Source organism: Thermomicrobium sp. CFH 73360 (assembly GCF_023806465.1).
Taxonomy (GTDB): Bacteria; Chloroflexota; Chloroflexia; order Thermomicrobiales; family Thermomicrobiaceae; genus Thermomicrobium.
The window spans coordinates 95,338-107,753 of record NZ_JAMSLS010000002.1; the positions used below are offsets into that span (position 1 = coordinate 95,338).

Below are 12,416 nucleotides of genomic sequence, written 5' to 3' on the forward strand. Positions count from 1 at the left end.
GATGGCAGCCGTACGACCCCACATTGGTCGCGAACGACCATCGGGTGGATTTGAGCTGTACTCTTGGTACTTCTTCCGCGTGAGTGGTCTACTCCTCATTTTCCTCGCCATTGGCCACGTTGTCATTATGCACGTCATCAATACTGTTGATGAGATCGATTGGCAATTTGTGGCCGACCGCTGGAATTCACCATTCTGGCGCGCCTATGACTGGCTGATGCTCTTCCTTGCACTCCTGCATGGGCTCAATGGAGCACGCTTGGCAGTCGACGACTACATTCGGCCCCAGGGGTGGCGTGTGCTGGCGCACTCGATCCTTTGGACACTGGCAATCGTCTTCCTCATCATCGGCTCGATTGCCGTTCTGACCTTCGATCCCAGTCGCTTCGAGACACTCGCACAGGCAGGGGGTTGAACGATGTACCACCGCTTCGATGCCGTCATCGTCGGTGCCGGTGGCGCAGGCTTGATGGCCGCAGCCCAGCTAGCCGGACAGTGTAACGTTGCGGTCATCAGCAAGTTGTATCCTGTCCGCTCACACACCGGGGCCGCGCAAGGGGGGATCGCCGCCGCTCTTGGGAATGTCGAAGAGGATCACTGGATCTGGCACATGTTCGATACCGTGAAGGGCGGCGATTATCTCGTCGACCAGGATGCGGCGGAGGTGCTTGCTCGTGAGGCGATCGACGCCATCATCGAGCTCGAGCACTGGGGTTTCCCCTTCAACCGGACCCCGGACGGCCGAATTGACCAACGCCGTTTCGGTGGGCATACCCGCAATTTCGGCGAAGGACCGGTTCGGCGCGCCTGTTACGCTGCCGATCGAACCGGACACATGATTCTGCAGACGCTGTACCAGACTGCTCTCAAGAAGCAGGTTACCTTTTTCGACGAGTTCATGATGCTCGATCTCTTGCTGACCGACGGCGTCTGTACCGGCGTCGTTGCCATGGACATTGAAACAGGTGAGTTACATATCTTTCACGCGAAAGCTGTCCTCTTGGCCACGGGTGGGTTTGGACGTGTCTATAAGGTCACGAGTAACGCGCTCGCGGCCACAGGCGATGGAGTCGCTATCGCGTTCCGGCGCGGTATCCCGCTTGAGGACATGGAGTTCTACCAGTTCCATCCCACCGGGATCTACAAGATGGGCATCCTCCTCTCCGAAGCCTGCCGCGGCGAAGGGGGAATCCTGCGGAACGGGCTTGGCGAGCGCTTCATGGAACGCTACGCGCCGACACTCCTCGATCTTGCCCCGCGAGACATGGTCTCGCGAGCCATTTATCAGGAGATCCGCGCTGGGCGCGGGGTCGATGGCAAAGACTATGTTTGGCTCGATCTAACACATCTCCCACCCGAAGTGATTGAGACCAAGCTTCCAGATATCACTGACTTCGTCCGGACGTATCTCGGACTCGACCCGGTCAAAGATCTGATCCCTATTCAGCCGACCGCCCACTATGCCATGGGCGGCATTCCTACCGACGTCGATGGTCGTGTGACCATCGACGAGCAGAACACCCCGATTCCAGGACTCTATGCCGCAGGCGAGTGTGCCTGCGTGAGCGTCCATGGCGCAAACCGCCTTGGCACGAACTCGCTTGTTGACCTCGTTGTGTTTGGCCGCCGTGCCGGCCGACATATGCTCACCTTCGTGCAGGAGAACGACTTCCATCCGCTGTCTAAGGAACCTGACTACCGCGCCCGGGCGGAGGTGGAATGGATTCTTGAGAACGAGGGAACCGAGCGCGTGGCAACGCTTCGAGCGGAACTGCAGGAGGCAATGATGACCGATGCCGGCGTCTTCCGTACCGGTGACGGGCTCAAGCGCCTCCAGCAGAAGCTTGGCGAGCTGCGAACGCGATACAGTCAGATCCGCATCGACGACAAGTGTCGCACCTTCAACATGGAGTTGGTCGAGGCCATCGAACTCGGTTTCCTCCTCGACTGTGCCGAAGCGATCGCGGCCTCCGCACTCGCGCGCGAGGAGAGCCGCGGCGCGCACTACCGCGAGGACTTCCCAGCACGCGACGACGCGAACTGGCTCAAGCACACGCTGATTGCACGGACGTCGGGAGGGCTGCAGCTCTCCTATAAGCCGGTTGTAATCACCCGGTTCGAGCCGAAGGAGCGGGTGTACTGACATGCAGGTGACATTGCGTATCCAGCGGTTCAATCCCGAGACCGACTCGAAGCCGTACTATCGTGAGTACACCGTCGAGGTCGAGCCGACCGATCGCGTCCTCGATGCGCTCAATTACATCAAGTGGTACCAAGACGGAACGCTCACTTTTCGTCGGAGTTGCGCGCACGGCGTCTGCGGTTCCGATGCGATGCGTATTAATGGTCGGAACCGGCTCGCCTGTAAGGTGCTCATTAAGGATCTCGGCCCAAAGATCACTATCGAGCCCCTCTTGGGCTTCCGAATCATCCGTGATCTCGTCGTCGACATGGAGCCATTTTTTGCACAGTATCGCGGTGTCATGCCGTATCTTATCAATGATGAACCACCACCGGTTCGTGAGCGCCTGCAGTCTCCGGAAGAGCGGGCAATCTACGACGACACGACGAAGTGTATTCTTTGTGCCTGTTGCACCGCCGCCTGTCCTATTTTCTGGACGACCGAGTGGCTTGGGCCAGCCGCCATTGTCAATGCACACCGGTTCCTCTTCGATTCCCGTGACCGGGCAGCAGAGGAGCGCCTCGCCATTCTTAACCAAAAGTTCGGCGTGTGGCGGTGCAGGACGATCTTCAACTGCACCGAGGCATGCCCACGAGGCATCCAAGTCACCAACGCAATTGAGCAAGTCAAGCGACGCATCCTCTTCGAACAGAGCTAACGGGGGTTCCGCATGCAAAACCCGTTTGACTGGGAGTACCTCACGGCACCACTGTGGCAAACGCCAACATGGGGACCACTTTCTATCGCGTACGTCGCTCTCTTTAGCCTCGGTTTCCTTGTTTGCTTGTGGCTCTACAACGATCCGCGGCGGCTGATCCGCAAACGCGATCCGCTGCTCGCCCAGTTCCTGCAGCGAATCGCTGGCTGGGGACTTGTCGTGTTTGGGATTGGCCTTTTCTTCTTCCTCTTCCGGCTCGGGCGCATAAGCGCTTTCAACCTCTCTATGCGTATCTGGCTCTATCTGAGTACGCTGCTCGCTGTTGTGTGGGCAGCTTATGCCGGGCACGTCCTGGTTCGCGTGTATCCGCCTCTCGCTCGGCAACGCGCTCAAGAACTCCGCCGGAAGCAATACGCGACGATCCCCAAACACACACCGCGACGGCGAGTTTCAACGGCCAAGTCCGCAACTCGCAAGTCACGCTGAATTGAGCAAAACAGGCGGGCCGTCGCGAAGGGATCCCGCGACGGCCCGATGAATCGGACCGTGCACCCTCCGTCGATCGCGCTCCTCCAGCTTGCACTGGGCTCGCCGACTCCGGCCAGGCACTCCCACGTCGCCCGAGGGAAACCGCTTATGGCTGCTGCCTTCCGGCCCTGACCAGGTTCACGGCTCCTCGCCGCGTGGGACCCAACCATCCACGCCACGTGGCCCAGGCAGTCCCACAGGACCGGACCTCGGGAGGGAATTCAGCCCCGCTAGAGCGGATTGCGGGTCCAGGGCACCGCTAGCTCCCCGCCTAGCACGGTCCGCATTCAGTATAGCGTTCCCCCTCTCGTACAGGCAATGCACGCATACCCCCTGCCTCCTCGGGGAGCAATGCGATTCACGCGTACTCCCCCAGAGCGCCCAACTCTTGAAAACACATCCAGCCAATCCGCAACAAGCTGCTTGCTGAAAGCTCGGAGTCACTCTTTGGGCTAGCCCCCGCCCGCTTTCGTCGCCTCAAACCGCCGGGCTCAATTGACTCAGTTCCGGGTATCGGGATTGACAGCGATGAATCTTCGAGTTATCATTCCCATGGAAATCCGTACGTACAGCGTCCGAACGACCACAGACGACCGGCGCATCCGTTGTTATTTCGCTCCGTTCGACCACTTCTCCCTCCCTCCCTGTACCCGGGGCCGTCATACGACGGCCCCGTTCTCTGCCGGCCCGCAAGCGGAGGGCGTCAGAACTCCCCATTTGTATGGAAGGTCCCAGACCTTTCGCCTTCTCCTGAGGAGATCAGCCGGTCTACCGGGAGAGTTGCGGATATCGGCTTCATGTCGACACACAGCTCTGATGCGCACAGGCGGAGCTCCTCCCTCGCATCGACCAACCGATAGACGGGGCCAGTGAGACTGCGCCTTGCCTGCCCAGTGTGCTGTTGTTGTCAGAGCCGTTTCACCCGGGAGCCGGTTGAGGTCAAACGCTGTACTGGTCAGCGGATGACTCGTGGCCACCTACGCCATAGGGGATCTGCTCCAGAAAATCCGGAGAAGCTCCACGTGATTCTCAGCTCGAGCGAAAGCGATCCACACAGACCGCCAACGGACCGGAATGTGGCAGGAGGACGCTAAAAACGCAGGGGGCAGTGGTAGATCCCACTGCCCCCACAGAAAAGACGAAGGGGACTAGAGTCCCCGTCGTCGCGCGAGCCGATCGCCGAAGGAGGGCGATCACAGTTCGACCGGGGCCGAGACCGACCGAACTGGGTGCGGGTCGTTCTGAGGGACGCGATCCCGGTGCGGGATCGCGGAAGAGGGCAGTTAGAGGAGGTGCCTGGCCTCACCCGACGGCGGGGTGAGGTGGCTTGTCCTCGGCCAGCAGCGACCGACCCGCGGCGTGCGGTATTATCACCGCACGCGAACCGTTTGAATTGTCTCGCTCGGTCGCACGAACGTCGACCGAACCGATCCGCTCCAGCTCCTCAGCGATCTGCCGAAGACGCTGGGAGTTGATCGCGTAGTATTTCATCCCGTTGGCAGGCCGCACGGTGACAATTCCCGCGGCCTCGAGCATCGCCAGGTGGCGTGAGACGGCTGACTGGCTGATGCCCAACATGCCAACGATCTCTTGAGCGTACCGTTCGCCGTTCCGTAGAAGTTCAATGATTCGCAGGCGCGTTCCATCACCGAGTGCCCGGAGACCGGGCAGAAGATCCGGTGAGATCACCGAGCCTTCCGCTGGCTGCGTCGCCGCACTGGTGCGCTGGCAGTTGAAGTACAGGATCAGTTCTGGCGGGTAAAGGATGAATTGCACAAAGTTTCCCAAGTAATAGGACGGACTGAACGTGACCCGCTCAACGCGCGGGAGCGCCAGCTGCACTTCGTCCGGCAAGCGATGGCCACTCAGTTCCTCAAAGGCGTTCGCCACACTTGAGAAGGTGGTCGCCCGCGCTTGCCGTACTGCCCGGCGCATGACGGGCAAGGCACGCTCGAATTCCGCCGCGTAGAGCTCCCGCCAGAACCGCTCCAGCAAGCGAACGGTCCGCTCCTTGAGCTGTTCAGGTGCAAGCACGAGCCGGACCACTTCGTCGACATCCGCCCGCGTGATACCGGGCTCAAAGAACGCCCGCCACACAGCGGGATCATCCGACTCGGGGGGCACCTCGAGTACCCCGCGATCGAGGTAGACCCGCAACATGGCTTGAATTGCCATGCTCCGGTAGGCCCAGGCCGGGAGGCGCTTGAGGTGAGCCACGTATTCCTCGAACCCTGCCTCACGGTGTTCGGGCCGAAACGGATCAAACGACATCAGCAACTCTTCAACGTAGTACAGAAGCCGGCCCGAAAAACCGAGCAGCGTGTCGAGATCGTGTTCCCATTCGGCTCCGAGCGCTTTTCGCGCATCGACCAGCCAACGCTCGAATCGGCGCGTGTCCGTCGCCCGAAAGACCAGTGAGATCACAGAGGTCAAATCGAGCGGGACCGAAATCGCAATTTCGAGTTTGAGCGCCGGCCGGCCTACCAGCAGCTCACCCATACCTTGCTGGCCCGGCCTCCTCGATATCGCGATATCACAATACCATGGAATCGCCCCTCTGTCAACCCGCCGTTGTTTCGTACCTGAACTCTTCCGTCGTCATCTCTCTGCCCGCGTCGCGTCGATCAGGTGCAGCAACATCCGACTCCCTACGAACACGTTTCGGCATTCGCCGCTTTGTTGTCTAGCATTGGTGATAGCGTAGAAGCTGTCCCGCCCAAGACCGACAGGGTAGGACGGCCTGTTCTACTCCGCAAGCCTTCTTGCACCTCTCATGACTTCCCTCCTACACTCTCCGGCGCCGGTCCGCAGGGACACTGGACCGACGGGTTAGACGACTATTCTCGGAGTGGGGAGGAGGTACGCACGCGACGCCACTGGTTTCGTCTTCTAGCTACCACGTTCGCCCTTCCAACCAGCATACTGCTGGCAAGTTGAGGTGGCGCCCACACCACACCACCCCAGACAGCTGCTCCACCTACCCCGACACCAGCTCTGACAACATCACCATCACCGACCACCCCGCTCACACCGACTCCGGCCAGCACCCCGACGCCCATTCCGACCCCTACCACCACGAGCATGGTCAAGGCGCAGATCGCGCTTACCGCCAGCGACGCCGCCTTTCTCATTGCATTGCATCACGGGATGCTCCGCGATGCTGGGATCACGGTTGAACTCATCACTGCAACCTCGATCCGGGGCAAGCACTGTCACTTCTCGGTGCTGGTCAACTCGACCTGGTTGGTGGCGGCATCAGCGCAGCTCTCGCCAACGGGCTCAAACAAGGGATCCCGCTCAAGATCGTTGTCGCAGAGACCGCAATCACCAAGAACTTCGGGAATTATCACGTCATCGGTGTGTCCAAGGTCGTTGCTGATGAGATCCGTACGGTGCCCGACCTGCGCGGAAAGACGATTGCGCTTGTGACCAGTTCTGGTGGTGACGTGCTGGAGACAAAGAAAGTTCTTGTTTCCCAAGGACTTACCACGTGCAAGTGCAAACGCTCCGTGCACCAGATGTTCCCACCGCCCTGCAAAACGGGGCGGTCGCCGCTGGATTTCTCATCGAGCCTTATGTGACGATCGCACTCGAGCAACTCGGCGCGGCAGTACCGCTGGTCACGGGTGAGGCGATCGTGAACGCAGCCGGCATCGGTCTGCCACTCAATGTGTTGACATTCGGCCCCCGTCGACTCAACGATCGACCGCTCGCAGTGGCCTTCCTTACCGCTTATCTCCGCGGTGTCGCCTGCTACTCCGAGCGCATCGATGATCCCGCCAAGCGGCAAGAGATTGCCGCAGTGCTCAAAGAGTACACCCCCCTCAGGGACGATCCGCTGTATGCCCGGATGACTTGGCCCCCGATTTCCCGTGATGGTCGTTTCGATCCCAAGTTCCTGGACGAGTATCAAGCGCTCTGGAACGAACTTGGGCAAACGCAGGGGACAGTCCCTTCGAGCGAACTTGTCGATTTCAGCTATCTCGAGAAGGCAGCAAAGCAGACAGGAGACCCACAGGCTGGAACGCGCGAGGAGGATACCGCCGGTGATTGCAACACACATCGTTCGTCGACGCGGAGCGGAGCAGGAGATGCTCCGAGCCGATCTCTGCATCGTTGGCCATGTGCCGTCACCGCGGCTCGTCTGGGTCGACAGGTCATCCTGATCGACAGCGGCCCGTGGGTGGGCGAACAAGCCGGCGGCATCCCAATTGGGATAATCGCAGGACTCTACAGTGCTGCGCCTCCAGGAGGCACGGTGATCCTCTCTCCACTGTTCGCCGAAGAAATCCTCGCGCGACTCCAAGAGCGCACTGCCGCGTGGCAGATGTACTCTCGCCGAGCACGGACCGTGATCGTTGTCTATGACGAGGGAGAACTGGAACGAATCCTTGAGCACCTCCTCCAGGACTCCGGGCTGACAACAATCCTTGGGGCTACAGCATTCCACGCAAGCCGCGAGGGAGATCGCCTCACGACGGTCTCCCTCGCCACGCGTTTCGGGACGCTCCGAGTGGAGGCACCGTACTTCGTCGACGCGAGTGGAGATGCCGCCCTCACGTGGCTCGCTGGTGCAGCCTGCCGGGTCGCGCAACGTCCGATCTATGGCACGCAAATCGCTGTGCTGCAGGGAGTTCGTCTCTTCCCCAACGATGACATCACCGCCATCGCGCGACGAGCCGAAGACCTTCTCCGGACTCAGGCAGACCGATACGGGCTGACACGGCGCGATTCCCGAGTCTTTCTCCTCCCACAGCGACAGCTTGCGGTACTCAATGCCACGCATCACCCGACCCCACTGGACCTCATCGCGTTCTGGCGCGCCGTCTGGCCTGCTCGTCAAGAAGCTGAGCAGGCTGCTCGACTCTTACAGTCCGAGTATCCCGACGTCTTTGGAGAGGCGCGCCTGCGTCGACTCGGTCACCCCGGCATCCGCCAGACACGCACGATTGTCGGTCGGTATTCACTCACCGCCGAAGATATCCGGCACGGTAAGCGCTTTCCTGTTGCCATCGCTCATGTCGCCTGGCCAATCGAACTCCACGATACGGCCGCGGATTATCTCTGGAAACCATTTTCCGACGGCCACTCGTACACGATCCCCTTTCGGGCACTCCAGCCGGCAGAACTCGACAATGTCCTCGCCATCGGTCGTTGCATCGACGCCGATCCCGTCGCGCTCTCAAGTGCCCGTGTCATGGGGCCGTGCATCGCGATGGGCGTGGCTGCAGCGCATGCCGTCGATCTCGTCCTTCAGTCACAAGCATCCCTGGATCGTCTCGACATGCGGAAGCTACAGGAGCGGCTCCGCCGAAATCTCTTCGACCCCCACAGGATGAACAAAAACCCAGCGAGAACGTCCCTCTCAAGCTCGAGACCTGACAACATAGCTCCGCGATCCTGATACGTCATCCACCAACTCGTGTCGAGAGCGCACACCTCGCGGTGCTCACCTCACTCACGGTGCAGCGTCTCTTCGCCCACTGCGAGTTACCCCCACGACCTCCGGCGGCAACCTTGGGCGAGGCATCACGCCGAAATGTTCACCAATGAAAGATGACACTGGCGGTTTCAGTAACGTGGTTCCCTTTCCGTTCAACATAGCGGAACTTATCAGTTGAAGTAGTCATCCGACACCTCGTACACTTTCATTGGGACCCGCAGAGGAAGCGAGCTTCGACCAAGGGCAGCGAGCCACGGAGGTTTACGATGGCACAGATGGTGGCGACGCAACCATTCACTGGTGAAGAATATTTAGAGAGTCTACGTGATGGTCGGGAAGTCTACGTCTACGGTGAGCGGGTCAAGGATGTCACGACGCACCCGGCATTTCGTAATGCCGCACGGATGGTTGCCCGGCTCTACGATGCGCTGCATGATCCGGCGAAAAAGGACATCCTGACCGTTGAGACCGATACCGGCAACGGCAGCTTTACTCATGCGTTCTTTCGCGCTCCACGCTCCGCCGAAGATCTCGTGAGGGCACGTGACGCCATCGCCGAGTGGGCCCGGATGACCTACGGCTGGCTGGGCCGCAGCCCAGACTACAAGGCGAGCTTCCTTGGTACTCTGGGTGCCAATGCCCCCTTCTATGAACCGTTCAGCGAAAATGCCCGCCGCTGGTATCGCCTCGGGCAAGAGCGAGTTCTCTATTGGAATCATGCAATTGTGAACCCACCAGTTGATCGCAACCGGCCACCTGACGAAGTGGGCGATGTCTATATGCACGTTGAGCGAGAGACTGATGGCGGAATCTACGTCTCTGGTGCCAAGGTTGTGGCGACCGGATCGGTTCTCACTCACTACAACTTCATCGCTCACTATGGTCCACTGCCGATCAAAGACAAGAAGTTTGCACTCATCTTCACCGTCCCGATGGACGCCCCGGGTGTGAAGCTAATTAGCCGTCCCAGCTATGAGTACACTGCCGCAGTCATGGGGAGCCCTTGGGACTATCCGCTCTCCAGCCGCCTAGATGAGAACGATGCAGTGTTCATCTTTGACAATGTCTTCGTCCCCTGGGAGAATGTCTTTGTCTACGGTGATGTTGACAAGGTGAATAACTTCTTCCCGGCCTCCGGCTTCATCCCACGCTTCACCTTGCATGGCTGTACCCGCTTTGCCGTCAAGCTCGATTTTATCTCCGGTGTCTTGCTCAAGGCGATTGCAGCCACCGGGGTCAAGGAATACCGTGGGGTGCAAGCTCAGGTCGGTGAGGTCATTGCATGGCGTAACATCTTCTGGGCCATTACTGACGCTATGTGCCGGAATCCGATTCCTTGGACCGATGGCTATGTCCATCCCAACCTCGAGTACGGGATGGCCTACCGCGTCCTTGCTCCCACTGCATGGTCTCGTGTCCGCCAGATCATCTTGGACAACATCGCAAGCGGGCTGGTCTATCTCCCCAGCCACGCCCTCGACTTTAAGAATCCTGCGGAGCGCCCCTACCTGGAGAAGTATGTCCGCGGGACAGGAATGGACGCCCATGATCGCGTCAAGCTCATGAAGCTTCTCTACGACTCCACGATCAGCGAGTTCGCTGGTCGCCACGAGCTCTACGAACGCAACTATGCGGGTAACCACGAGAACATCCGCCTGGAGACGCTGATTGTGGCCGAAGCCGTTGGAACTGCCGAGCGAATGCGCGGGTTCGCGGAGCAGTGCATGGCCGAATATGACCTCGACGGCTGGCTGGTGTCAGATCTTTTCAATAACGATGACGTGAGCTGGGTCCTGAAGCGCTTTACCGAACAACAAGGGTAATGAACGGGGACATCGGATCGGGCAGGCGGTCTTCGCGGGTCTCCCGCTTGTCCGGTCTGGTTCCGAAGGAGGCTCGATGCCGAAGCAGCGGGATCGGCACCCTAAGGGCGGGATGGCCCTGATCAGAGTGTCGTCAGCATGAAGACGACATCAACTGACAACACAGATCAGGCGGGCAGTCTCGGCGGGTCTCCTGCACGCCTGATCACGGGAGGTGAGAAAACGGGGAGCGGGCTCGGTACCCATGGTCGAGAGCCTCGGTTCGCATGGAAGAGGATGCGGTGGCAAAACGGGAGGGAATCCGATGAGCACGAACGGTTATCCTGAACCCATCTTCGACGTCGCTCAGCTGGCTCATGTCGAGATCTATACACCCGACATGGACGGCACACTCTGGTTCTTCAAGGAACTCATTGGGCTCGAGGAGACCGAGCGACACGGTGATTCAGTCTATCTCCGAGCCTACGAAGACTGGTACCACCACACGCTCAAAGTGACCAAGCGGGAAAAGCCTGGGCTGGGACATGTCGCCTGGCGTACCACTTCACCGCAGGCCCTTGAGCGGCGCGTGAGGGCACTCGAGGAAGCAGGTCTTGGTGATGGATGGATCGAGGGAGAACGTGGCCACGGTCGGGCCTATCGTTTCCACACGCCTGACGGCCATCCGATGGAGCTCCTCTGGGACGTCGAGTACTACAAGACGCCCGCTGAGGCAAAGACGAAGCTGGTTAACCGACCCCAACGTCGGCCACTGCGCGGCGTTCCCGTGCGCCGTATTGACCACGTGAATCTCCTGGCCAGTGACGTCACGCAGAATAAGCAGTTCCTGATGGATGTGCTCGGTTTCCGTCTCCGCGAGCACATCTTGCTCAACAATGGACGTGAGGCAGGCGCGTGGCTCTCCGTGAGTCCGCTGGTCCATGAGATCGCCTTTATGATGGACCAGGCTGGTGGCAAGGGTCGCCTCCATCACGTCTGCTACTGGTACGGTTATGTCCAGCACCTCTCCGATATCGCTGACATCTTTAGTGAGGTTGGGATCAAGATTGAGGCTGGCCCCGGCAAGCATGGTATTTCCCAGGCATATTTCATGTATGTCATTGAACCGGGTGGCAACCGTGTCGAACTCTTCGGTGACGCTGGATACTTGATCTTCGATCCCGCCTGGCAACCGATCACGTGGCGCGAGGAAGAGCTCGACAAGGGCATCATCTGGTTCGGTTCGCCCTTGCCCGCCGAGTTCTTCCTCTACGGGACCCCGCCGATCGAGGTCGCCGAACCCGCCCGCGCCGACGACTAAGTGCTCCAGTGTGAACGCTGTCCCGCTCACCCGCCCAAAACGGGTGAGCGGGCGGCTTTCCTTCTGCGCCCAGTTGCGCTACAGTGAGATCTGCCACCCTAGTGAGGTGGCGCTTCGCCATCACGCACTGGAGGGTCTGTCAGATGCCGATGTTGGAGATTATCGTCGCGCGTGCGGAGCCACTCAAGCTCGAACAAAAGCGGGCATTTGCTCGAGAGGCAGTCGAAATCTTCCGGACAGTCCTCGGTACGCCACCAGGCCGCTTGCGCCTGGCGTTTTACGAACTCCGGCCCGAAGACAGCCTCGGCCTTCTGGAAGAACCTGACCCGGCGCCTCAGTCCGACTCGGCCGGCTAGGCCATGAGCCCAGTTCTACAAACCTTTGTCGCTGCTCTCTTCACGCTTATTCTCCCTACTGAACTCTCGAGCAGGTGCCAGGAAGAATCTTGGTCAGCCCTATCGGAACGACTACCGCTCTTGGCG

The 12,416-nt window shown here is 59.8% G+C and carries 9 protein-coding genes and 1 other RNA gene; 8 read left to right on the plus strand and 2 right to left on the minus strand.

The genetic code is table 11. The annotated features are described in order from the left end of the window. Nucleotide 1 precedes the first annotated feature (1 nt). The 4 genes from NET03_RS03815 to NET03_RS03830 are packed head-to-tail and all read left to right on the plus strand — an operon-like array spanning nucleotide 2 to nucleotide 3,326. Nucleotides 2-415, plus strand: coding sequence for a succinate dehydrogenase hydrophobic membrane anchor subunit (locus NET03_RS03815; RefSeq protein WP_252127571.1), 414 nt, complete (start codon nucleotides 2-4; stop codon nucleotides 413-415). Between the two features lie 3 nt (nucleotides 416-418). Next, nucleotides 419-2,143 carry a succinate dehydrogenase flavoprotein subunit gene (gene sdhA, locus NET03_RS03820; protein ID WP_252127572.1) on the plus strand — a complete coding sequence of 575 codons (1,725 nt, stop codon included), beginning with the start codon at nucleotides 419-421 and terminating at the stop codon, nucleotides 2,141-2,143. A 1-nt stretch (nucleotide 2,144) separates the two neighbouring features. Further along, on the plus strand, nucleotides 2,145-2,840 hold the full coding sequence (locus tag NET03_RS03825; protein WP_252127573.1) for a succinate dehydrogenase iron-sulfur subunit: 696 nt from the start codon (nucleotides 2,145-2,147) through the stop codon (nucleotides 2,838-2,840). Nucleotides 2,841-2,852: 12 nt separating this feature from the next. Beyond that, nucleotides 2,853-3,326 (plus strand): hypothetical protein, encoded by a 474-nt coding sequence (locus NET03_RS03830; protein WP_252127574.1) that lies wholly within the window; start codon nucleotides 2,853-2,855, stop codon nucleotides 3,324-3,326. Between the two features lie 58 nt (nucleotides 3,327-3,384). Here the strand turns inward: NET03_RS03830 and ffs are convergent. Together ffs and NET03_RS03840 are read right to left on the minus strand one after the other, a co-directional pair. Then, nucleotides 3,385-3,648: signal recognition particle sRNA large type (gene ffs / locus NET03_RS03835), an RNA gene on the minus strand. A gap of 1,022 nt (nucleotides 3,649-4,670) precedes the next feature. Then, nucleotides 4,671-5,867, minus strand: a complete 1,197-nt coding sequence (locus tag NET03_RS03840; protein ID WP_252127575.1) for an ArsR/SmtB family transcription factor — start codon at nucleotides 5,865-5,867, stop codon at nucleotides 4,671-4,673. 991 nt (nucleotides 5,868-6,858) lie between these two features. On the opposite strand from NET03_RS03840, the gene NET03_RS03845 reads away from it, so the two are divergent. From NET03_RS03845 to NET03_RS03860, 4 genes are all read left to right on the plus strand, one after another. Beyond that, on the plus strand, nucleotides 6,859-8,772 hold the full coding sequence (locus NET03_RS03845) for an FAD-dependent oxidoreductase (RefSeq protein ID WP_252127576.1): 1,914 nt from the start codon (nucleotides 6,859-6,861) through the stop codon (nucleotides 8,770-8,772). A 305-nt stretch (nucleotides 8,773-9,077) separates the two neighbouring features. Then, on the plus strand, nucleotides 9,078-10,634 hold the full coding sequence (locus NET03_RS03850; RefSeq protein WP_252127577.1) for a 4-hydroxyphenylacetate 3-hydroxylase N-terminal domain-containing protein: 1,557 nt from the start codon (nucleotides 9,078-9,080) through the stop codon (nucleotides 10,632-10,634). A gap of 304 nt (nucleotides 10,635-10,938) precedes the next feature. Continuing rightward, a complete protein-coding gene (locus NET03_RS03855; RefSeq protein WP_252127578.1) occupies nucleotides 10,939-11,934 on the plus strand; it encodes a catechol 2,3-dioxygenase in 996 nt (331 codons plus the stop codon). 143 nt (nucleotides 11,935-12,077) lie between these two features. Continuing rightward, entirely contained in the window at nucleotides 12,078-12,290 is a 213-nt protein-coding gene (locus NET03_RS03860) for a tautomerase family protein (RefSeq protein ID WP_252127579.1), read from the plus strand. Nucleotides 12,291-12,416: the final 126 nt, after the last annotated feature.

What these genes read in the sequence shown, in the direction of transcription:
- NET03_RS03855 (WP_252127578.1), top strand. Translation starts at nt 10,939, where the DNA reads ATGAGCACGAACGGTTATCCTGAACCCATCTTCGACGTCGCTCAGCTG.
- NET03_RS03825 (WP_252127573.1), top strand. Translation starts at nt 2,145, where the DNA reads ATGCAGGTGACATTGCGTATCCAGCGGTTCAATCCCGAGACCGACTCG.
- NET03_RS03815 (WP_252127571.1), top strand. Translation starts at nt 2, where the DNA reads ATGGCAGCCGTACGACCCCACATTGGTCGCGAACGACCATCGGGTGGA.
- NET03_RS03840 (WP_252127575.1), bottom strand. Translation starts at nt 5,867, where the DNA reads ATGGGTGAGCTGCTGGTAGGCCGGCCGGCGCTCAAACTCGAAATTGCG.
- NET03_RS03850 (WP_252127577.1), top strand. Translation starts at nt 9,078, where the DNA reads ATGGCACAGATGGTGGCGACGCAACCATTCACTGGTGAAGAATATTTA.
- NET03_RS03830 (WP_252127574.1), top strand. Translation starts at nt 2,853, where the DNA reads ATGCAAAACCCGTTTGACTGGGAGTACCTCACGGCACCACTGTGGCAA.
- NET03_RS03860 (WP_252127579.1), top strand. Translation starts at nt 12,078, where the DNA reads ATGCCGATGTTGGAGATTATCGTCGCGCGTGCGGAGCCACTCAAGCTC.
- sdhA (WP_252127572.1), top strand. Translation starts at nt 419, where the DNA reads ATGTACCACCGCTTCGATGCCGTCATCGTCGGTGCCGGTGGCGCAGGC.